The following is a 24,031-nucleotide window of genomic DNA, read 5'->3' as shown; positions in this document are numbered from 1 at the left end:
CGGTTTATTCAGCAGTTTTATGCCATTGTCTTATGAAGCAACGCATAATAAAACCCATCACCACTCTCGCTATCAATGGGCAAGCACTGACGACCGATTGCTTGCGCGATGCCCCAACTGCAATATTCGGTAAACTCAATCGCTACCGCATCATTATGATGACTGATAAAATCCTGCATTTGCTCGACGTTTTCTTGCTTTAAGATAGAGCAGGTCACATACAATAGATAACCACCCGCTTTCAATTGTGGCCATAAATTATGCAAAATATCCGCTTGTAATAATGCAGTTTGCTCAACGTCTTCTTCGGTACGCAAAATACTGATATCAGGATGACGGCGAATCACGCCTGTCGCAGTACAAGGAGAATCGAGTAATATTGCATCAAATACCGGCTCATTGGTAGCCGCTTTTTTATTTTTCCCATGCTGCCATCTGGTGGCATCAGCACAGACAATATTCAGTGCGACACTTTTCTCTGCTTGCTGCAAATCGTACTGACTTAAATTTAAGCGCTGTAAGTTCTCACGAATACGCTCAATACGCGGCGCTTCATTATCGATAGCTGTTACCTTGATATCAGTTATTACTGGTGTCGATTTAGCATCATCTTGTTTCACGTGAAACAACGATGATTCGTTATTAGCGCTTATGAGCTCTAACCAGTGAGCCAATTTACCACCGGGTGCCGCGCAAGCATCTAAGATATGCAGCTCATTATTATTGGCTTCTGAATCAATGTCTGTATTAGATTTATCAGTGCTTATTTTAGCCATTAACGCTTTATTAATAATCGGAGCAGCAAGTTGAGCATGCATGTCTTGTACGCTGGCAACTCCAAAAGCAAAATCAGGCAAAGCGTTTACGGCTGTGCTTTGATGTAGCCGGAGACCTTTGGTGGATAGCGTTGTTGCTATAGCTGTATCTGATGAGTTCGGTAAATTAAAACCAGTCGTTAGCTCAACGATGTCTGCATCAATTTCTGCCCCATCAAGTGTTTTCTGATAATCCTCTACTGAGCTAACCGCTGAGTTTACGCGTAAAAACATCGGTGCTGCATGGCGCAAACCTTGCATCAGCTCGTCATACTGCTCGCCCCAGTCCTGCTTAAGCTGATAAGCAAGCCAGTTCGGCAGACTGTGCTTTTTATCACATTTTTTACGAAATTTGCTAGGATTCTTAGCGACTTTACGCAAGATAGCGTTAATCAAACCTGTTGCATGGGCAAAATCAATCTCTTTTGCCGCTTCAACCGTTTCATGAATCGCTGCATGGTCCGCCACTTCTAAATACAGCAATTGCGCTAAGCCCACTTGAATAGTCGTACGAACTTCGACCTCATCGATAGGATTGTCTGCTAGCGTATCGAGCAAACGCGCCAGCGCGTACCACTGACGCAGTGTCGCCAGTAGTAAGGCATGTGCAAAGCCTTTATCGCCGTCGTGCAGACTGTTGAGTAACGGGTCAAGGACGCTGGCAAGTGATTGGCCATTTTGAATGGCCAATAAAGTGCGAATCACCCGGACACGGACGCTACCATTCATAATAAGGTTGCTTGACGGTTTGAGCTTATTATTTCTTGGTGCAGTGCTGGTTTGTCTCATTAAATTGAATTTCCTTGACGTCTGATCGACAGCGTCTGATAAAAGTTAGAGTGCTTGTTATTAAATACATTAAGCGTAAGTAAGTTACTTTACTTCTGCCATAAACTGATCGCCATCGTTTAATTGATTACCATGGCAAATTTGCTCAGCAGTCACTGGCTTACCACCTGCAAATTGTAAGCTGGTAATCGCCAAAGTCGTCGCTGAGTATTCATTACTTTGTGGTTCGCTAGTAGTGTCTTTGCCGCAAGCGACCAGTATGGCTTTTCGCCCAACGCTGATAACAGTGCCCGCAGGCTTAATGGTTTGCTGTGATGTATTTACCGGCAGACTGGCCAAAATTTTGACGCGCTGCCCTGCTAAAAAGGTGTAGGCACCAGGCCAAGGAGTCAACCCACGAATCTGACGTTCAATCTGTGTAGCAGACTGCGTCCAGTCGATTTCGCCTTCGGTTTTGACCAATTTTTCCGCATAATTGGCTTTGCTATTATCTTGAGCAACCGCTTGTGCTTGGTAATGCGCCAAGTCTTTTAATACGGTAGTAATAGCCGCCGCGCCAAGTGCTGCCATCTTATCATGCAAGCTGGCGGCCGTATCATCAGCTTCAATAGGCGCGCTGACCTTGTGGAGCAGATCACCAGTATCAAGCCCCTTATCCATCTGCATAATAGTAATGCCGGTTTCAGAATCGCCCGCCAGTAATGCACGGTGAATAGGCGCCGCACCGCGCCAACGTGGCAACAGCGAAGCATGAATATTTAGACAGCCATAAGTAGGCGTGGACAATACGCCAATCGGTAAAATCAGACCATAAGCCGCGACAATCATGACATCTGGCTGATAAGTACGTAAAGTCTCACGTGCAGCCATACCTTCTGTGCTAGATTTTTTAAAGGTGAGAGGCTGCTCAACCGCGATGTCATTTGCCAATGCCACTTGCTTGACGGCAGATGCTGATAACTTTTGCCCGCGCCCTGCTTTGCGATCAGGCTGGGTATAGACCGCAACGATATCTATATTCAACGCATCTTGCTGCTTGATAAGCGCTTCAAGGCTGACAGCAGCAAACTCAGGTGTACCGGCAAATATCACTCTTAGCGGCTTAGCGACTGTTGGTATTTCGGTTACGGCGCTTTGCTCAGCTTGATTGGCGTCAATAGATATATCAGATTGTGCAGCAAGTGTGGTCATAGTCAGGCAGTATTTATGGTTAATTTGTCTATTATAGGTGAGTTTGTGGTGTTGTGCCATGATTGTAATAGCAGCCATCCAGCGCTATTAATGGTGCTATTTATCTCTATAATAGTAAGCAGGCTCAGCTACTTATTCCTCAAATAAGCCACAGCAAGCAAATCTGTCAGATTTATCATTATTTTACGATGCGCCATCACACCGACTTACGGTCGATTTAGGGTCATGCTTTTATGCAACAGTTCCAGTCTCTACAACGCTTGCTGATTTTTTATACGCTGACATTATTGGCGATGTTGTCAGTGTATTACTTCACCATGTTTTATGAGATAAGGCAGGATAGTAAGCAAGACAGCATAGAGAGCTTTTATGCATTGCAGTATGAGATTTCTGAGCTTGCCAACCCTGACAATACTGACATTAAAAAGGTCTTAAAAAAACCTTTTCTAAAAGACATCAGCTATCAGCTGATTTTTATGATGCCGTCTGGACAGACTTATATTCATCGTCATACCCGTCCTAATGAACGGGAATTTGCCGGTATCACCTTCCCCAACGTTATCACTTCCTTGCCCTCTGCTAGCAATCATCATAGTGCCTACGAGCTAAATAATCGCAATTTGGTTGGCACCATTGAACTTGAAAATGGTCACAAGGTGTACCTGATACTGCGGCATGAAGCGCTTGATATCAATTGGATGTCGTATCGCTATTGGCTGCCACTGATGACAGCCATCTTACTTTTTGCCATGGCCTTACTCTATACCCTAAAACGGCGTGCCAACTGGGAACAGCTGCTCATTTATACCAATGAGCTAAGTAGCCATACCAAGGATGGTTATATCACGCCGCCGTTTATCGAAAAGAAAACCACAGATGAATTTTTGCGTTTAGGTCACGCGCTGAGCCGTATCAGTTATCAGCTGCACAGCAACCATCGGCGCATTACCACCCTAAAGCATCGTTTAGAGCGATTGGTCGATCATGCGCCGCTGCCGATGCTGATGATTATGAGACATGGCCAAATCAGCTTTTTTAATCATCGCTTTGAGCAAGTATTTGACACCACCTTTCACAGCGATAGCAACTATCAACTGACCGATTTTTTCTTTGCTAAAGACGAATCAACCCAAGCCCTGCTACAAAAGTTGGCGGATTTGCGAGTCACGCGCACGCTATTGGTTTATGGTTTGCACAATAAAAAAGCTTATCAGTTGCATATCACGCCTTGGTTTGGCGAACACGGGCAGGTGCATGGTTTTACCGTCCTCCTAAATAATATTCACGAACTTGTCGAACAGACCGCGCATTTGGAGCAGCAAAACCGTCAACTACAACGTCAGCTTGATGAGTTTGAAGCACTTAAATCAACGATGGGGCATAATTTACGCCTGCCGTTAGAAGCCATGATTGACACGTTAGAACCTATCAATCCCGATAATCTGAGCGCTAAGCAACATCAAATCGTTACGACTTTGACTCAAACCAGCCATTCTATGCTGACGATGCTAAACGACATGTTAGATATAGGAGAGATAGAGGTTCGTACATCCCGTCTATCTATTGAAGCGGTGGATATTTATAAGCTTGGTCAACAAGTCAGTCAATCGATGGTAGAAAGCTTAAGGCAGCAAGGACTTGAGCTCTTGTATTTTTTTGCGCCTGACAGCCCGCGCTGTATCGATACCGATTATAGGCGCTTGCAGCAAATCCTACGTAATTTATTAGATAATGCGATTAAATTTACCAATTCTGGCTATGTGTCACTTACCATCGATGCGGTGACCAATGCGGACATAGCTGATATCAAAAGTACCAGTATAGGCGAGGTAGATAAAGAGCACATTTCTAATAACAGCCATGATACGAATCACGGCAATCTAGATAAATCAAACACTACCATTCATCCATCGCACGACTGGATTCGGTTTAGTATAAAAGACAGCGGCACAGGCATCGATATCGCAAAGCAGCACCAACTGCTGACGTATTTTAATGAAAGCAACAGCCAAAACAGTGTTCACATCAAAAACCACCCTATTAACTACGCGCACAAAAACAGCGCCATAAAAGGGCTCGGATTAAACGACGTTAATAGCTTCGCTAAACTATTAGGCGGTTTTATTGAGATGAAAAGCACGCTTAATAAAGGCAGTACTTTTAAGCTGTATTTGCCTTGTAGACGACCAGCCTATCAGCCTATTTACCACTTTAATCCGCAATTGACTTATATTCATCTTATTGCCGTCATTAAACAACCGCTGCGAGCCAAGCATTTACGCGATTTGTGCGCTTATTTATCTATCCCAGCCACTATTTCCACGTCTATAGATAGAGTGGCGCTTGAGCAAATAAATAATAAACTGGCGCAAGATGCGCAAAAACTTGCACCTATTTTGCTCTTAGATTACGAATATTATGAAGACATCACGCTCGCGTTATCACATCAAATAAACATTGATGATAAAAATATAGACGCTGAAAATAAATTGGAGAAATCAGAAAATAAAGCACGTATAGATATCGATAAACAGCAGGCTCTAAATAGCTTACTGTCTAATACTGCGCTGCCAAAAATATTGGTCAGTATGAAAGCTGAGCGCCGCATTCCTTCTATGTTACTGGATCAATGTGACGGTTTTTTAAACAAACCACTCGATGTGGCATTATCACTCTCTGAATTACTGCGATTAACCCTACCCGTTAGACAAACACTGTTACCGCAAATAACTAGCCAAGAAAACAAACAGCAAAGCAGTAGCCCGTTAGGCGCAGATAACGCCCCTCATGAAACATTAGCGCCACTGATTTTAGTGGTAGAAGATAGTCCAACCAATCAAAAAATAGCTTGTAAAATACTAGAAAAGATTGGTTATCGCAGTATCGTGGCAGAAGATGGGCAGCAGGCGTTAAACAAATTGCAAGCGCAGCGTCAGGAAATTGCGCTTATTTTGATGGACTGCCGGATGCCAGTGATGGATGGACTGCAAGCGACCCAAGCGATTCGCGCGCAAGGCGATGATATTCCAATCGTTGCGCTAACCGCAAATAACAGCGAAGAAGATAAAATCGCCTGTTTACAAGTGGGCATGGATGAGTTTTTGGCCAAGCCTATTAATAAACAAAAGCTAAAAACTGTTTTGCAAACGCTGATTAAAAACCAATAAGCGTTTGCAAGATCTGTCTTTTATAACAGCTTGGTGATGATTTTGGCTATTTAACCCTTATTTCATAAAACCATTCTCAGCTAAAAACGCCTCAGTAATCGTACTTTGCGGGCTGCTAACATGTGCATTATCCGCTTGCGATTTGCTTAGTAAACGCTCTAAATAGCGCGCCACAATATCGACCTCAACATTGACTTTACTACCTACCAGCCAATGCTGGGCAATATTGGTGACTTGCGCGGTATGCGGAATGATATTGAGCGAAACGATATTATCGCGGACTAAGTTGGTAGTGAGACTGATACCATCAAGGGTAATAGAGCCTTTGGTAGCCGTATAATGTGCCAACTCGTGCGGTATCTCAATTTCAATATAAAGTGAGCGTGCATCTTTTTGCAATTTACTAACCACGCCTACCCCATCAACGTGACCGGCAACAATATGCCCACCAAAACGGGTGGTTGGTAGCATGGCTTTTTCTAAGTTCACCGCATAACCGGGCTTTAAATCTGCCAGCGCTGTACGAGCAATAGTTTCACGTGAAACATCGACAGAGTAATAATTACTACCAAACTCCACCACCGTCAAGCAAATGCCATTTGAAGCAATCGAGTCGCCTAGTTTCACATCGCTAAAATCTAAGCCAGCAGATTCTATGGTCAAGCGGATATCACCGCCCGTTGGCTGCATGGACTTTACTTTGCCAACGCTTTCTATAATTCCAGTAAACATATTAACCTCTTGGTATTTTTTATGGCCGTTAAAGGCAGCATATATTATTTAAACCTATTATTGCATTCAAAATCAATAACGATAATCGCTATTAGTCTTTAAGCTGTTTATAGCGCTTACTATAAAATTAGCGAGAATAAAAAGACTCAGCGGATAAACTGTGGATAACTAGCGCTGACATAAGGAGTAGTAGTATGAGAAACTTGGTTTTTAAAGAGTTATCCACAATAAGTCTGCTTTTTAATAATTATTCACTACACTTGAGCTATATACATAAGTAACTGATTTTAAATAAATTATAACTTTAAAACATTATTAACAATTACTAGTAAGTTTCATGTGAAACAAAGTTATACACAGTTTCATGTGAAACCTTTATAAAACTATTCCACTTATCCACATACATTGTATGTAAGTTTAATCTTGTGGGTAAAATATTGAAAGACAAGGCTTTTATAACGCCGACTATACAGGTAATAAGGTAAGCTTAAGATCAGTACCAAGCTGCTCATGACTATGGATATCAAAACGTAGCTGCTGCGCTAACGCTAATGGATTGATAGCGACCATAGGCCGTGCTTGTGTGCCTAATAAGCAAGGTGCTTGATAAACAATGAGCTCATCTACCAGTTGCAGTTGTAAAAAGCTTCCTGCAACGCTTGCGCCCGCCTCTACTAAGACGTCATAACAGTGATGGTCACTCACTAAGTTCTTTAATAACTCAATTAAGTTTTCTTCATGCCAATAAAGAGTTTCTGGACTCTGGCATAGCTGATAGTCAGACTGTAAATCGTGTTCTAATCGCCCTCGTCTATCGAGTATCACTATTTTAGGTTGTGGTACTTGTTCAGGATTAATACCTAGTTGATTAGAGCGCACGTTTAATTGCGGATTATCAACGATGACCGTTTCACTGCCTGTGATAATAACGCCACTTTGCGCACGCAGTTTCTGTACATCTTCGCGCGCCGCCGTGCCGGTAATCCACTTCGACTCTCCAGACGCCATCGCCGTACGACCGTCAAGACTGGTGGCAATTTTAAGCCTAACATAAGGCATTTGGCTACGCATCGCCTTTAAAAAGCCCTTATTTAAAGCTTCTGCTTGCGCTGTCAGCACGCCGACGGTAACAGCAATGCCTGCTTGTTCTAAAAGTTTCACACCGCGACCAGCTACCTGTGGATTGGGATCGAGACCGGCAATGACAACACGTTTTATGCCAGCCTCAATAAGACCTAGGGCACAAGGCGGTGTACGTCCGGTATGACTACAAGGCTCTAATGTCACATAAGCGGTCGCGCCCATCGCTTGCATGCCAGCATCTTTTAAGGCGAAAACCTCAGCATGCGGCTGCCCTGCTTTTGGATGAAAGCCTTGGCCAACCACTTTATCCGCTTGCACAATCACACAGCCGACAGCGGGATTGGGACGCGTCGTATACAAACCACGCTTGGCCTGCTCAATGGCAAGCATCATAAAATAGCGATCTTTGGCGTCTTGAGAGTGTTTTGAGTTTGACATAAAGGTGGACTTAATCAACAACTGATAATTATTATTAAAGATTTTATAGAGTAGAGTGAGTAAGCAATATAAACTTGAAAGCAGGCTAAATACTTAGCATGAGTGATGCTTATTTTTCATTAGGACGGATATTGGCAATTTCTTGATGAAAGGCGTCGATATCTTGAAAATCACGATAAACACTGGCAAAACGCACATAAGCGACATCATCGAGCGTTTTAAGCTCACTCATAATAATCTCACCCAAGACCTTACTGCTCACCTCGCGCTCGCCCATTTGGCGTACGCGCTTCTCGATACGACTAATCATCGCTTCTTGCTCATCGATGGTAATCGGACGTTTTTGTAGCGGTAATAAAATCGAGCGGCGCAATTTGTCATTATCGTAAGGTTCGATTTTGCCACTTGATTTGATAATACGCGGCATTACCACTTCTACCACTTCAAAGGTCGTAAAGCGTTCCTGACAGCTATTACATGAACGGCGGCGGCGTACTTGCGCGCCATCAGCTGCTAGCCGTGAGTCGATAACTTTGGTATCTGACGCATTACAATATGGGCAATGCATACGCTTTTCCTTAGGTTAATAGTGAGGGCGAATATAATTATTGATAAAACTAAATTTTCTAAAAAATGATAATTTTACTATGCAGATAAAGAAGCAGACTTTTACTCGTTATTTGCCAATACAAAAGCTACCAAAAATTTTTCCTAATAAATCGTCAGCGCTAAATTCACCAGTAATTTCTCCCAAACTTTGCTGCGCTTGGCGTAGGCTTTCTGCCACCAACTCACCTGCTTTAAACACTGTCAGCTGCTCATGTGCCTCTGCTAAGGAATCAGCGGTACGTCTTAGCGCATCAATATGTCGTGTACGGGCGATTAAGCTATTTTCTGGCGGATGAAAGCCTACTTTAGCACATAAGGTTTCGACCAAATCATCAATTCCTGCATCTGTTTCACATGAAACATTCACCTGCTCATAGCCACGATTTTTTATTTCTGCTTGTGAAGTAGCGATTCTTTCTTCACTGCTGTTATCGTTCAATAAATCGCTTTTATTGGCAATAATTAGTAAGCGCTTGGCTTCTGGTAACTCGCCAAATAGCTGCTCAGCCAGCTGTAATGGTGTGGTGTCACTTGCAAGGTCACGAGTCACATCATAGACCATCAGAAGCATATCAGCCTGCGTAATTGCCGTACGCGCACGCTCAATACCGATACGCTCGACCGTATCTTCAGTCTCGCGCAGACCTGCGGTATCGGTTAGATGCAAGGTTAAGCCGTTAAGCACGACGGTCTCTTGTAAGGTATCGCGCGTTGTCCCAGCGACATCGGTCACGATAGCACGCTCTTGCCCTGCCAAACGATTCAGCAAGCTTGATTTACCCGCATTTGGTCTGCCAGCAAGCACCACATGAATACCGTCACGTAATAGCTGACCTTGCTTGGCGGTCGCTAGCACTTGCTGTATTTTGGATTGTGTTTGTTCAAGCTTATCTTGAATAACCCCATCAGATAAGAAATCAACGTCTTCTTCATCAGGGAAATCAATCGCCGCTTCGACGTGCAAGCGCAGATGAATCAATTGCTCAAGTAACTGATTAATTTTTTGGGAAAACTCACCGCTAAGCGAGCGAATTGCACTACTGGCAGCAGCGGCGCTGGTGGCATCAATCGCATCAGCGATGGCTTCTGCTTGCACCAAATCCAATTTATCATTATCAAAAGCGCGGTAAGAGAATTCCCCTGCGCCCGCTTGTTTTGCGCCCAATTCAAACACCCGCGCTAGCAGCTGATTTTGTAAAATCATGCCACCATGACCTTGCAGCTCAATCACATCTTCGCCAGTAAACGAGTGCGGACCTTTAAAGTACAGCACCAAACCTTCATCAATGGTCGTGCCATCAGCCTGATAGAAACGGCAAAAACTGGCCATACGCGGCGTGAAAGTCGACTTACTAGTAAGCTGACAAGCAATATCGTAAGCACGCGCGCCTGACAGACGAATAACTCCGACGCCACCACGCCCGACCGGTGTAGCAATCGCCGCAATGGTCGGAAGTCCAGATACGTTAGAATTTTTAGGTGACTCATCCAAATTATCGGCGGCTAGTGCCATCTCTAAAGAATCCACAATCACTCTCAATAAGCAAAAACCCCATTATAGACGGCTTAGCAGGCACTGACAAAGCAAACTTCAACGAGTAGATTATTAAAATCCTAAAGTATGGTTATATAGCTATTTTCCTTGTTTATTAACACAAGAAAAGCATTCTCTTTGATACATAAAAAAACCACCGCCGTAGCGATGGTTTTTTAGACTTGAACTTTATTTAATCCAGAACTTTCACGGTACGACGTTTCTGTTCTTCTTCAACTTTACGGTTGATGATGTACTGCTGGGTCATGCTAAATAAGTTGTTCACCGTCCAGTATAGTACCAAACCTGCTGGGAAGAACAGCATGAATGCGGTGAAAATAATCGGTAAAAACTTCATCACTTTCGCTTGCATTGGATCAGCTGGCTGCGGATTTAGTTGCTGCTGGATAAACATCGACGCACCCATTAAGAGCGGTAAAATGAACCATGGATCCATCGCTGATAAATCTTGAATCCACAGTATCCAAGGCGCATGACGCAGCTCAACACTTTCAACCAATACCCAGTACAGTGCTAAGAAAATAGGCATTTGCATTAAGATAGGTAAACAACCCGCCATCGGATTGACTTTCTCTTCTTTATAAATTGCCATCATTTCTTGCGACATTTTCATACGATCGTCGCCGTGCTCTTCTTTTAATGCAGCCAGTCTTGGGGCGATAGCACGCATCTTCGCCATTGAGTAGTAGCTTTTATTAGAAACCCACATCAGGGCGATTTTAACCAGCAGCGTCAACAGAATAATTGACCAGCCCCAGTTACCGATGACTTTATGAATACCATCCAAAATCGCAAATAATATTTTTGATATTGGCCAAAGTAAGCCATAATCGACGGTTTGATTCAGACCTACTGCCACCTCTTTTAGCTCAGACTGTACTTTTGGACCAGCATAGAGAGTTGCATTTAAGGTAATTTGCTTGTTCGGTGCCACATTAACAGGCTGGCTGTTAAAACCAATAAAGTAATCATTACCCGTTTCACGGCTAAAGAACTTACCCGTAAAGTTTTCAGGCGTCCAAGCAGAAACAAAGTAATGCTGAACGATGCCAACCCAACCTTCATCACTGGTCGTGGTCAACTCACCATCGTTAAATTTACCGAATTTTAATTTATTATAAGGGTCCTCAGGTGTGCCCCAAGCGCCGCCCAAATACGTCGCCATGCTTAGCGCGCCTTTATCAGACATACCAGGGTCTTTACTATCGTCACGCTTTAACTGCGCAAACATCTGACCTTGCCAAGCATTGGCAGAAGCATTTTGGATTTGATAGCTGATATCAATCGGATATTTATCTTGGGTAAAAGTAAAGGTCTTAGTAACCGTTACACCATCTTTTTGATAGGTAAGCGGTACTGATAAGGTTTGCTGACCTTTCTCCATCACATAATTATTGGCAGCGTGGCTATATTTGGCGCGACCTTCGGCGGTATCAATACCGTTTGGACCGATAAGACCAGATTGTGCCACGTAAACGCGACCGCTATTATTTTCTAACAACACAAAAGGTTTTTCGCTATTGAGCGTGGCATCATATTGCTTTAATGCCGCATAAACGATATCCCCGCCTTCTGGATTGATTTTAATGTCATAGCGATCGGTTGTGACCGTGATGAGACCCGTATTGGTCGCAGGTGCCTCCGCAACAGCGCCCGCATCAACTGGTAGCGTTTGTGCTGGAATATCACCTGCTGCGCCAGTGGTAGCAGGAATATCAGCCCCTACCGATGTTGACGTTTCTGGTACCGCGTCTACAGCTGGTGCATCGGCATAATCATCTCGCCATGCTAAAATCAGCAGATAAGCGGTGATTAGCATCGCAATGATGATCATCACCCGAAATATCTTTTGCATAAACCTTTCCTAGATTAAAAAATTAGGGAATGAAAAATCAGGCATGTGTCATGACCACCACACAGTATCAAACCCTTTCCTAGCAGTCATACCAGCAGTCAATCACATAAAATGTTCATCATTTTACTAAAAAACCGCTCTAAATGATACAAGCGTGCGGATAACTTGTGGGTAACTTAAAAGATATCCACAACTTCTCAGTCGATAATAAAGTTTATATCGACTTCATTAGATGATTTAGGCGAGCCACATAGCTCTTAGTATCTTTATAAACATACCAGCTTTGAGCTTTACCATGAACTGGTGTCGTAGGCGATATATATTGATAATGATAAGAAGACAAAGGTAGTGGCACAAAATCAATGCCATGTCCGCCTAACGGATGACAGCTACTAATACGTTTTAATAATAGCCAACTACCTAACCAAACGCCATGCCATGCTAAAGCTTGTTTACCGTAATTTGAGCAAGTTGGATAATAACGACAGCGCGCAGGTAAAATAGGACTGATTACTTTTTGATAAAAAACGATAAAATAATAAAACAACTTATATAAAAAATTATTTACTACTTTTAATAAAAAATTCATTTTATTTTTTTTCTATTTTTTTAAAGATATTATTAATTTCATTTATTATTTCTTTATTATTCAATTGCTTCATAGACTTTTTGACAATAAATACAATATCTTTGTTTTCTAAGTGACTTGCCTTTATACGAAATTGTTCACGAACATGGCGTTTGATTAAATTTCGTGTGACAGCCGTCGGTACTTTACGTTTGGTAATGGCCATACCGACTCGAGGCTGTTCACAATGATTGCTACGTACAAACGCCATTAAATGACTCTGATGCAGCTTACGCTCAGGCGCGTCAAATACCTCGCGAAAGGACGAAGGCGTGAGTAGACGCTGTGCTTTGGTAAATCGAGCATTAGGGGGCGCTGAAACGGTATTGGACATAATACAACCTAATATAAGAGCTAGTAACACTAGCAGAGATAATAGCGTAGAAAGAATAACAAAGTATAGAGACAAAAAAAGCGCCTATGTGGGCGCTTTTAATATATGGCTGAGTGACAGTTGTGATGCTTGACGATCGCAATCTATAAAATAATAGAAACACAACAAGCACTATCGGCCATGCTTATCGCAATCTACTGATTAATTATACAGTAAGGCGATGACGTCCTTTAGCGCGGCGACGAGCTAAGACTTGGCGGCCTTTTTTGGTTGCCATACGTGCACGGAAACCGTGAGTACGTTTACGCTTGATCACGCTTGGTTGGAATGTACGTTTCATAACTCACCTATCAAAATAATGGACTAAATTCGTAATAGCGGAGGATTATACCACTGCATAGTATTTTGGTCAACGAACTAATTTGCTCCGTTTTCATACAGATGATTTTACAACAGAGTAAGTTTTCTTATATTTATCGGTAATGAGATATTTACAGCTAAGAGATTTAGTTAAATAAACTCATATCAGTAGACCCAAATTATCTTTTAGAAAAGCTATTTTGATAATCAATTTTTAAAACTTATCCACAGTTTGTATCGTACTCTATAATAATTAACTATTAATATATATAAGTATTGTTGTTATTGGGGGTCATATTATCTGTGGTTAACTCGATTTTTTACTTTATTATCAAAATAATAGGCTATGGGTAAGGTTGTGGATAACCTGTGGGTGGAATATGGATAACTCATGATATATACTTATCCACAAAAATATCCACAGTCTTATCCACAAAAAACAAGGTATTATCCACAGGCTGTTTGTGTTAGATTGGCGCCCTACGAGATGTATGATTTTGAGTTATGTGACCATAAGATATCTTTGTTAAGAAAAGAGGCTTTCTGGGGCTTAAAGCTGATAAATTTACACTATAAAAATGACGTTCTTTTGACCGATTACCTTGGACTATGGGGTTAGTATTTTTCATGATTGATACAGCAACTATTTGGGATAAATGCCTAAACGACTTACGTTATCATGTTAAAGATAATGTCTTTACGATGTGGTTGAGACCGTTATCTGCACATCAAGAAGCCAATAGCTTGATTATTCTTGCTCCTAATGATTACTTTGTAACCTATATCAAAAAGAATCATTTACACGACATCGAGCAGTTGGTTGCTAAACATAGCCAAGGTAGTATTGAAGCCGTTATTGTACGTGTTGATAATGCTGGCCGTGAGATGGTTGATAGTAATCTGGCCCAGTCAGGCTCATTGTTTGAAGAAGACCAGCCCTCCCCTCCCCCTGCTGATTACAACTTTCAAAGCACGCATAATGATATTGCTAGAGCGGATATCGATGCCAATATGCGTCATGCAGAACTGATTGAGTCTGCCGATGCCAAATCATTAAGCTATCTGAATCCTGACTTCACCTTTGAAACCTTTGTCACTGGTAAGTCTAATAACTTAGCTTATAAGGCCTGTTACGAGCTTGGAAAACGCCAATCAAAAAATCGTCACAATCCTTTATTTATATACGGACCTTCTGGTTTGGGAAAAACGCATTTAATGCATTCTGTAGCGCATCGCTATTTAAAAAATAATCTAAGTTTTTATTATTTCACATCTGAAAAATTTATTAATCAATTAGTTTATTCATTAAGAAATAATAAAATAGAAGATTTTAAAAAGAAAATAAAAAAAGTAGATTTATTAATTGTAGATGATATTCATGTATTAGCTGGTAAAACAAAAAGTAGTAATGAGTTTTTAACCTTATTTGCAGATTTTACCAGCGGTGATAAGCAACTGATTCTGGCATCAGATCGTCATCCATCACAAATGACGGAGTTTGACGAGCGTTTCAGGTCGCGCTTTTCTTGGGGTTTGACGGTTGCAGTAGATCCACCTGAGATTGACACTCGAGTACAAATTTTACAAAGAAAGGCGGCATCGTACGGCATGAGCCTGCCTAAAGAGTGTGCCCTATTCATCGCTCAAAACGTGGTTTCTAATGTCAGGCGATTAGAAGGTGCACTAAACCAAGTGTTTGCCAATGCCAACTTGACGGGAGCGCCCATTACACTTGAGATGGTGCAATACGCCCTAAAAGATATCGTTGCGATGCGTGTGCAAGCGGTAAATATGGATAATATTCGTAAAGTGGTCGCCGAATACTACGATGTAAGCGTAAAAGATATCATGGGTCGTAAACGTACGCGCAGCATTGCTAGACCACGACAAATAGCGATGGCGTTATCACGCGAATTAACCAGTGATAGCTTTCCTGAGATTGGTCAGTCATTTGGTGGACGCGACCACACGACAGTGATGCATGCTTGTGATAAGGTCAATGAGCTACGCGCCGCTGACCCCGCGTTTGATAAGGATTACAAAACGCTTGCCTTGATGTTGCAAGCGGGTTAGAAGCTTATGGCGTCATAATGTTGTCACGAGTCGATATGATTTATAATATTTTAATGATTAGCGGACAGACGCTGTATGGATTATCATCAGTAGACAAGGTATTATTAAGCCATTATTTTAAAACCCTATGATTTAAAAACGTATAAAAATTCTTTTAATAAGAGTAACTAATAAACAAGAGTAACTAAGCATGCAATTATCGATTAATCGAGAGTCGTTACTAAAAGCCATTAACTTGATTGCCAAGGCCGCCGATAAGCGCCACAACATGGTTATCTTGGGCAATATTAAGCTGCAATTGTCTGAGGCGGCGCTTATTTTAACTGCCTCTGATTTAGAAGTAGAGCTGACATCGACATTAAAATTGCCTGCTGGTGCCTGTATCGAAGCAGGTACCACTACATTACCTGCCACAAAGCTCAGAGACATCTGTAAATCATTGCCCACGCAAGCGCAAGTTAATCTGTCCACTCAAGAAAATGAGCGCTGCCTGCTGACCAGTGGTAAAAGTCGTTTTACTTTAGGTACATTACCAAGTGAAGATTACCCAAGTCTTGGTAATCCTGAAAATATCACACCTTTGACTATCAGTCGTAGTCGTTTGACCGATTTGATTCATAAAACCCAGTTCGCAATGGCTATCCAAGATGTTCGTTACTATTTGACTGGTATGCTATTTGATGTGTCACAGCAGCAACTGACTACGGTTGCGACTGACGGCCATAGATTGGCGTTAGCGCGTAGTGTTATTGATGTCAGTAGCGACTTAAGTATGCAAGCGATTTTGCCGCGTAAAGCGGTGATTGAGCTTGAGCGTTTGGCTTCTGAGCTTGGCAAGATGCTGGGCGACAAAGATAACGCTGTGACATTGAGTTTTGGCCGTGAATTCTTACAAGTAAGCTTACCCTTTGGTGATGTGGATAGTACAGGGCAGGTGAGTGATGATTTAATGGTGACCTTTACCGCGCGTCTTATCGATGGTAAATTCCCTGATTATCGCCGTGTCATGCCAAGTAATACCGATAAATTGGCACTATTTAACCAAGAAAAAATGACTGATGTGCTGCGCCGTGTGGCAATTTTAAGTAATGAGAAATCTCGCGGTGTGGTGTTTAATTTTGCCAGTGATGGCATGGTAGAAGTTCGTGCTAATAATGCTGAGCAAGACGAGGCAGTCGAGATGATACAAGCAAAGTACCAAGGCGAGCCGATGGAGTTGTCATTTAATGCGGCGTATCTACAAGACGTTTTGGGCGTGATTCAAGGTGATTTGCAAATGCATATGAGCCAATCCAATGCCTCGGTATTGGTCAATCAGCTCAATGATGACTTTCATCAGTATGTTATTATGCCTATGCGTATATAACTTGGTGACCTTATGAAAAATAACAGTAATAAACTTTTGCTTACTAAATAGTGGGCGTAATATAGGCGGCTGTCACCCTTATGATTGAACGTCTACAAATTTCACACCTGCGTAATCTGACCCAGATCAGTTTAAGCACTGCTGCTTGCAACGTTATTATCGGTGCAAATGGCAGTGGCAAAACCTCATTACTTGAAGCGATATTCTTGCTTTCAAGAGGTAAAAGCTTCCGCCATCATCAGCCTAAACGCTATATTCAGCACCATCAAAATGCGGCAACGGTACACGCTAAGCTCAATGATGGCAGTACCTTAGCTATTCAAAAGCAAGCGGATGCAACGACGGTTCTACGGCTGAATCAAACCACGGTTTATAACCAAAGCATCTTAACCGAGCAACTACCCACATTACTGATAGATCCGTCATCGATGGATATGTTAGAGCAGGGCAGTGCCAGTCGCCGGCAGCTATTAGATTGGCTAGTGTTTCACATGAAACAGGGTTTTCATCCGCAATGGGTCGCTTATCAGCGTTTGCTAAAACAGCGCAATAGTTTGCTAAAAAAGAGCCGTCACTTAACGCCAGTGCAGCTTGCTGAGTTAAAATCATGGGACAAAGGGCTTGCTAGTCATGCGGCTCTTATTCATCATTATCGTGAGCGAGTCTTTAGCGATTGGCAGCCTTACTTTGCGAAGAGTATCACGCAGTTATTGCCTACCTACGCTGAGCAACTAAGTTTAAGCTATAACGCTGGCTACGACACCAATATCCCGCTAGATATCCAGCTTAACGAGCGTTTGGAGCAGGATTTGCAGCTAGGTTATACGCGGATAGGTAATCACCGCGCCGATATTCATGTGCATTGGCGCTCTAGTGATTTATCAGAGCTTGCTAACAACGAGGCAGACAGTAGTGTAATCGCAGCACCGACAACTATAGAAAAAGCAGACACTGCGGCCAAACTACCGACTATAAAAGAACAGGCCGCTAACGTTCTCTCTCGCGGCGAGAAAAAACTGTTAATTACCGCTCTACGCTTATCACAATTACCGTTATTGCTTAATGAAAACACTTCTACCTATACCATAGAGCAAGACAATAGCAGTGTTATTTTGCCAAATGACCATAACAAAGCGCGAGCCACGCCAATAGTGCTACTAGACGATATTACCGCTGAACTTGATGCTAGGGCGATAGAGATTCTGTTGTCGACATTGGCGCAGCTGCCATGTCAGGTATTTATGACCAGCTTAACCGAAGATATCTTACCGTTGGTGCATGAGTATTGGTCAGAACCTAACGTGTTTCACGTGAAACAAGGAAGCCTAATACGTTTATAGAAAACGCTTTTATAAACTGGTTTTGATGGTGAATATCAGCTAAGTTTGGGCTTCATTTTTATCAACCACACTTCATATCTTCCGAAAAATTTCATTGTTATGCTTGTGGGTGTAGTAGAAAAGTGATCTTGCTAAAATACTTGCTTGATACCGAGAAAACTGTCAGTAAACAGTGACTTAGCGCCAGAAAAATGTTAAAATAGAGCTTTATTTTTGCCCTGTTCTCAGCAAGTTATCTTATAAATTTTTATCAGTATTGTTTAAGGGTTTTTTGATAATATTCAGCTTCTAAGTGCTTGATAGATATATGCTTATTTCTAAGCTGTTTTAATGAAACGTAAAAGAAATGACAGCGTATATTAAAAACAGTCTTTGAGAAATTGGCTGTATTTAAGTCCACTTTTTTATTACTGTTTTATCTTCTTTTAGGCGACTTCTGATAAAACTTTTGCTAACTCTATAACTACATATTTTGACCATGAAACGTTAAATTTAAGATAACGTCGTCGAGCGTTGCCATTGTGGTGAGCAGATGACATATAGCTGATAATGGCTAGATTAAGGAATACACATGAGTGATTCATTACCTACCGACCACGAACAATTGATGAGCGACAGCGCTGTAGAGATTACTGCGCCTGCTGCAGCCCCTGAAGGAATGCCCTCTGATTATAGCTCCAAAGATATTCGTGTATTGCGCGGACTAGAAGCGGTGCGCGTACGTCCGGGTATGTATATTGGTGATACCGATGATGGTACCGGCTTGCATCATATGGTCTTTGAGGTGGTGGATAACTCTATCGATGAGGCGCTGGCTGGTCATTGCGACCAAATTGATATCATTATCCATGAAGACGAGTCGGTCAGTGTCATGGATAACGGTCGCGGCGTCCCTGTGGATATCCATCCAGAAGAGGGCGTATCGGCAGCACAGGTTATTATGACCGTACTGCATGCTGGCGGTAAATTTGATGACAACAGCTATAAAGTATCGGGCGGCCTACACGGCGTCGGTGTTTCAGTTGTAAACGCCTTGTCTAAAAAGCTTGAGATGAATATTTGGCGCGAAGGCTATCATTATCATCAAACCTATACCGATGGCGTTCCTGATGCCGATATTCAGCAGATGGAGGCGACCGATAAAACCGGTACGCAAATCCGTTTTTATCCAAGTAACGATGTCTTTACTGGTACCATTTTTGAGTACGATATTTTAGCCAAACGCTTACGTGAGCTATCATTCTTAAACTCTGGCGTGCGCATTGTCCTAACCGATGAGCGCATCGATAAACGTCATGAGTTTGAGCACAAGGGCGGCTTGTCAGAATTTGTCAGCTACATCAATGCGGGCAAAGACGGTATCAATGAAGTCTTTCATTTCACCAGCGAGCAAGACGATGGCATCAGTGTCGAAGTGGCGCTACAGTGGACGGACACCTATAACGAAAAAGTATTGTGTTTTACCAATAATATCCCACAGCGTGATGGTGGGACGCATTTATCTGGCTTCCGCTCAGCTTTGACGCGCGGTCTTAACAGCTATATGGATCGCGAAAACTTATTCAAAAAAGAGAAAATCGTCGCCACGGGTGATGATGCGCGTGAAGGTTTGACAGCGATTGTCTCGGTAAAAGTGCCCGATCCAAAATTCTCAAGTCAGACCAAAGATAAGCTGGTGTCGAGCGAAGTGAAATCTGCCGTTGAATCGGCCATGCATGATAAGTTTAACGACTATTTGCTTGAAAACCCAAGTGCCGGTAAAGCAATTGCCAATAAGATTATCGATGCGGCGCGTGCGCGTGATGCGGCGCGTAAAGCTCGCGAGATGACTCGCCGTAAAACCACGCTAGATATCGCAGGTTTACCGGGTAAATTGGCAGATTGCCAAGAAAAAGATCCGGCATTATCAGAGCTTTATATTGTGGAAGGGGATTCTGCTGGTGGTTCAGCTAAGCAAGGTCGTAGCCGTAAGACCCAAGCAATTTTGCCACTAAAAGGTAAGATTCTTAACGTTGAGCGTGCTCGTTTTGACAAAATGCTGTCTTCTGCTGAAGTTGGTAACTTGATTACCGCGCTTGGTTGCGGCATTGGCCCGGATGAATATAATCCGGACAAAGTACGCTATCATAAAATCATCATCATGACCGATGCGGACGTCGATGGTTCGCATATTCGTACGCTGCTGTTGACCTTTTTCTTCCGCCAAACGCCAGAATTGATTGAGCGCGGTTATATTTATATCGCCCAGCCACCACTTTATAAAGTAAAAAAAGGTCGTCAAGAGCTGTATTTAAAAGACGATGAAGCCTTAAAAGCGTATTTATTATCCTCGACAATCGATAATACTAAGTTGCATATCAGTGCTGATGCGCCGGCTATTACTGGTCAAGCGCTTGAGACCTTGCTCAATGACTATAACCAAACCCAGCTTATCAAAGCGCGTTTGCAGATTCGTTATCCAGCCGTTTTATTAGATGCATTAACGCATACGCCGAAGCTAAGCACGGATATGACCTATGATAAGTCAGCGATGGAAGCATGGAGAGCGTCGTTACAAGAGCAGCTTGAGCAGTTCGGTAGTGAGTTAAGTCCTGAGATTGAACTGGTTAATATCCATGCGCCGCAACCAAAAAATATGGATGCTGCCGCTGCTGATTTATTGGGTATGACCGCAGTGGTAGAACTTGATGAAAGTGAAACATCTGCTGATGACAGTGATTCTTTATCTGCCAAAGCGCAATGGTTACCGCGTATCACTGTTTATGTGCATCAATTGGCGCATCATTATTTGTTAGATGCCAGCTTTATCAATTCAGGTGAGTATACCAAGCTGCTGCGCTTATCCGCTGAATGGAATACCTTGCTTGCAGAAGATGCCTTTATCCGCCGTGAAGCAAGCGCAGGTACGACCAAAGATATCCCAGTACGCGATTTTGATTATCTCTGGCAACAAATGATGCTTGAGGCGCGTCGTGGTTTGGCGATTCAGCGTTATAAAGGGCTGGGCGAGATGAACGCTGATCAGCTTTGGGATACCACCATGGATCCTGAAAACCGCCGTATGTTACGCGTGACAATTGAAGATGCGATTGCCGCTGACCATATGTTTACCTGCCTAATGGGTGACCATGTCGAGCCACGTCGTATTTTCATTGAAGAGAATGCGCTGACCGTGTCTAATTTGGATATTTAGCTTTTAAGCTTTTAGTTTATAGACCTTGAAGTTATAGTTTTGAAGTTTGAATATAATTGTTTATTGGTATAAAGTCATCTTGCTCGCAAGGTGGCTTTTTTCATGTGAAATATTATCAATAAAGTAGTGAAGGGAATACTATGCTAAACGCAGAACAAAAGAAGTATTTGTCACAACTATCAAAAAAGACCTTAATTGATTTTGTCTCTGAGGTGTATGGTATAGATAAAATGCTCGATAAAAAAATTGAGCGTCTGCTATTACAATCAGATAAACCTAAACTTATAAAAAAGTTAACCACTACACTAAAAGGACTTAGAAGACGAAGGAAGTTTGTAGATTACTGGGAATCTAGTGAATTTGCTACTGAGCTTCAGCACTTAGCCAGCGATATAATGAGCCTTTATCCTGCGCAACCACGAGAGTGCTTGACGTTACTTGAGTTATTTATAGAGTCTACTAATGCTAGCCTAGAACGTGCTGATGATTCCAACGGTTATATCGGTGATATTTATAGGAGTTTGACGTCATTTTGGCTAGCAGTGGCTAGCACTTGCTATGAGCAAGAAAAGCGAGACATACCTGTTGATGAGCGCGATATACTCAGTCAAGCTTGGATAAAGAAAGTAAAAGTGCTGGCTGACGATAATGATTATGGTACCAAAGATAGTTTATTAGAAAATATTGATCAACTGTTATCTGAGACTGAGATACGTGGATTGATCGGTGATTATCAACAAGAGCGTGAGAATATCCAAACAAAAAAAGCAATTAAAGATACGCTCAATGAAAGGCAAAACAGCCCTTTAATTGATGATGCTTTTTCAATTAACTATGAAAAAATGGTAATTGAGATCGCCATAAAAAACCTAACAAGGGCGCTAGGTGATGTGGGTTTTTTTGAAACCATATTCTTTGAGATGCAAGAGACTAGACCGGTTCATCCTCGAAGATTAGAAGAGTTGCTAACATTTCTGCTAAATCAAAGAGCTTTTGATAAGGCATTACACTACTTAAATGAAGAGTGGCAAAGCGATGGTCTGTTAGATAAGATCAGACGTTTGGATTGGCTGAGTCACATATATCACATGCAAAAAGATACCGACGCGCTCATGGAGGTGCTAGGCGAGGCGTTTGAGCTACAATCAACCCCTTCGCGGTTAAAAGCTATCATGGCTGTGGCCAGTCCTGCTCAGCAATCTAAGTGGCGACAAAGAGCTTATGAGCTGGCAGAACAACAAGAAAATGTATTTATGGCCACATCGCTACTGCTAGAAATAGGAGAGATTGAGCTTGCTAATGAGGTTGCAGTTGCCCGTCATTCCCAGTTTGCTGATGTGCATTACACAGATCTCACAAGCATGTTAAAAGATTTGCCAACTAAGACAGATTTACTTCAAGTTATTATTTACCGCACTTTACTTAACGATATTCTAGACAGCTCTCGCAGCAAAGCTTATGGTCACGCCGCTCGCTACTTCGATCGTCTAACCAGGCTTGATACGGTTATTAGTAAATCGTCTAAGCCTTACAGTGAACTTGCGTCCCATAAAGAATATGTCATTATGCTTAAAGACAAGCATGGTAAAAAGCGTAGTTTTTGGGAAAAGGTAAATGATTAGATTGATATAGTGTTTCACGTGAAACTTATGACAATAAGCAGAAATAAGCGAAGAATAAAATGATTGAAGTTATATTACTTGCCATTGCTCTTGCGATGGATGCGTTTGCTGTTGCGATTGGGCTAGGGGCGAAATCACAAAAACAGCATCGTCATTATGTGCTGCGTTTGGCGATTTATGCAGGTTTGTATTTTGGTATTGCGCAGGGCGTGATGCCACTGATTGGTTATTTATTGGGCGCCGCTTTATTAGGCTGGTTGGCTGCTGCTGCACCTTGGATTGGTGGCTTTATTCTTATCGGTCTTGGCGGAAAAATGCTTTATGAAGTGTTTTTAGGAGATGGAGAAGAGGCGGTAGATAAAGCGCTGCATATAAATAGTGAGACAGTGTCTATAAATGACAGCCTAAAGAAAAATATCAATCATCGCACCATGTTTACCCTTGCGATAGCGACCAGTATTGATGCCATGGCAGCTGGCTTTACGCTGAATTTGTTGGCGCTTAATGCGTGGCTAGCCTGTTTGATTATCGCTATTATTACTGCTATTTTTAGCGTTTTTGGTGTTTATTTGGGTAAAAAATCAGGTACGTATCTTGAGGATAAGGCGGAAGCGCTTGGCGGATTTGTACTTATACTCATTGGCTTAAAAGTGATTTTCTTTAGCTAGTTTATTAACCTCAAGTTCTTACTCTATAAAAAAACCGCCTTGATAAACAAAGCGGTTTTTCTTGTTTCACGTGAAACTTTGAATAAATATTTTTTAGATAGTCATTTTTTATTAATTAACCCCAGTTCGGGATAAGCCACATTGTAACTCAGTGATACTATTTACAATGTGGCTACCTGTCCCTGCTGAGGCATGTTTTTGATGGTGGGTTTA

17 protein-coding genes are annotated in these 24,031 nt (G+C 42.2%); 7 read left to right on the top strand and 10 right to left on the bottom strand.

Annotated features, from left to right (window positions below):
• Positions 1-17: 17 nt before the first annotated feature.
• A complete protein-coding gene (locus tag IQ457_RS12625) occupies positions 18-1,604 on the bottom strand; it encodes a transcription antitermination factor NusB (RefSeq protein WP_191690842.1) in 1,587 nt (528 codons plus the stop codon).
• 84 nt (positions 1,605-1,688) lie between these two features.
• Positions 1,689-2,795, bottom strand: a complete 1,107-nt coding sequence (gene fmt / locus IQ457_RS12620; protein ID WP_200663713.1) for a methionyl-tRNA formyltransferase — start codon at positions 2,793-2,795, stop codon at positions 1,689-1,691.
• A gap of 233 nt (positions 2,796-3,028) precedes the next feature.
• Here fmt and IQ457_RS12615 point away from each other — a divergent pair, with 233 nt between their 5' ends.
• Entirely contained in the window at positions 3,029-5,962 is a 2,934-nt protein-coding gene (locus IQ457_RS12615; RefSeq protein WP_200663711.1) for a response regulator, read from the top strand.
• A 57-nt stretch (positions 5,963-6,019) separates the two neighbouring features.
• Here IQ457_RS12615 and IQ457_RS12610 read toward each other — a convergent pair whose 3' ends face one another.
• From IQ457_RS12610 to rpmH, 8 genes are all read right to left on the bottom strand, one after another.
• Positions 6,020-6,694, bottom strand: coding sequence for a riboflavin synthase (locus tag IQ457_RS12610; protein ID WP_200663709.1), 675 nt, complete (start codon positions 6,692-6,694; stop codon positions 6,020-6,022).
• A 465-nt stretch (positions 6,695-7,159) separates the two neighbouring features.
• Entirely contained in the window at positions 7,160-8,215 is a 1,056-nt protein-coding gene (gene ribD, locus IQ457_RS12605; RefSeq protein ID WP_200663707.1) for a bifunctional diaminohydroxyphosphoribosylaminopyrimidine deaminase/5-amino-6-(5-phosphoribosylamino)uracil reductase RibD, read from the bottom strand.
• Positions 8,216-8,324: 109 nt separating this feature from the next.
• A complete protein-coding gene (gene nrdR / locus IQ457_RS12600) occupies positions 8,325-8,783 on the bottom strand; it encodes a transcriptional regulator NrdR (RefSeq protein WP_068405041.1) in 459 nt (152 codons plus the stop codon).
• A gap of 108 nt (positions 8,784-8,891) precedes the next feature.
• On the bottom strand, positions 8,892-10,337 hold the full coding sequence (mnmE, locus tag IQ457_RS12595) for a tRNA uridine-5-carboxymethylaminomethyl(34) synthesis GTPase MnmE (protein ID WP_200663751.1): 1,446 nt from the start codon (positions 10,335-10,337) through the stop codon (positions 8,892-8,894).
• Between the two features lie 214 nt (positions 10,338-10,551).
• The gene (gene yidC, locus IQ457_RS12590) at positions 10,552-12,234 is read right to left on the bottom strand and encodes a membrane protein insertase YidC (protein WP_200663705.1); all 1,683 of its coding nucleotides are present in this window, start codon (positions 12,232-12,234) and stop codon (positions 10,552-10,554) included.
• A 214-nt stretch (positions 12,235-12,448) separates the two neighbouring features.
• A complete protein-coding gene (yidD, locus tag IQ457_RS12585) occupies positions 12,449-12,823 on the bottom strand; it encodes a membrane protein insertion efficiency factor YidD (protein ID WP_200663703.1) in 375 nt (124 codons plus the stop codon).
• Between the two features lies 1 nt (position 12,824).
• Positions 12,825-13,196 carry a ribonuclease P protein component gene (gene rnpA / locus IQ457_RS12580; protein WP_144297362.1) on the bottom strand — a complete coding sequence of 124 codons (372 nt, stop codon included), beginning with the start codon at positions 13,194-13,196 and terminating at the stop codon, positions 12,825-12,827.
• Positions 13,197-13,401: 205 nt separating this feature from the next.
• Entirely contained in the window at positions 13,402-13,536 is a 135-nt protein-coding gene (gene rpmH, locus IQ457_RS12575) for a 50S ribosomal protein L34 (protein ID WP_007394757.1), read from the bottom strand.
• A gap of 647 nt (positions 13,537-14,183) precedes the next feature.
• On the opposite strand from rpmH, the gene dnaA reads away from it, so the two are divergent.
• From dnaA to IQ457_RS12545, 6 genes are all read left to right on the top strand, one after another.
• A complete protein-coding gene (dnaA, locus tag IQ457_RS12570; RefSeq protein ID WP_200663701.1) occupies positions 14,184-15,629 on the top strand; it encodes a chromosomal replication initiator protein DnaA in 1,446 nt (481 codons plus the stop codon).
• 190 nt (positions 15,630-15,819) lie between these two features.
• Positions 15,820-16,995 (top strand): DNA polymerase III subunit beta, encoded by a 1,176-nt coding sequence (gene dnaN / locus IQ457_RS12565; RefSeq protein ID WP_200663699.1) that lies wholly within the window; start codon positions 15,820-15,822, stop codon positions 16,993-16,995.
• Between the two features lie 80 nt (positions 16,996-17,075).
• Positions 17,076-18,335, top strand: coding sequence for a DNA replication/repair protein RecF (recF, locus tag IQ457_RS12560; RefSeq protein WP_200663697.1), 1,260 nt, complete (start codon positions 17,076-17,078; stop codon positions 18,333-18,335).
• Positions 18,336-18,993: 658 nt separating this feature from the next.
• Entirely contained in the window at positions 18,994-21,528 is a 2,535-nt protein-coding gene (gyrB, locus tag IQ457_RS12555) for a DNA topoisomerase (ATP-hydrolyzing) subunit B (protein ID WP_242465445.1), read from the top strand.
• A 140-nt stretch (positions 21,529-21,668) separates the two neighbouring features.
• Positions 21,669-23,150, top strand: a complete 1,482-nt coding sequence (locus IQ457_RS12550; protein ID WP_200663695.1) for a DUF6880 family protein — start codon at positions 21,669-21,671, stop codon at positions 23,148-23,150.
• 59 nt (positions 23,151-23,209) lie between these two features.
• Entirely contained in the window at positions 23,210-23,818 is a 609-nt protein-coding gene (locus tag IQ457_RS12545; RefSeq protein WP_200663693.1) for a manganese efflux pump MntP, read from the top strand.
• The last annotated feature ends 213 nt before the right edge of the window (positions 23,819-24,031 follow it).

The organism is Psychrobacter sp. M9-54-1 (assembly GCF_016613355.1).
GTDB lineage: Bacteria > Pseudomonadota > Gammaproteobacteria > Pseudomonadales > Moraxellaceae > Psychrobacter > Psychrobacter faecalis.
The sequence above is the reverse complement of the archived record's forward strand: the minus strand, read 5'-3'. Positions and strand labels throughout refer to the sequence as shown.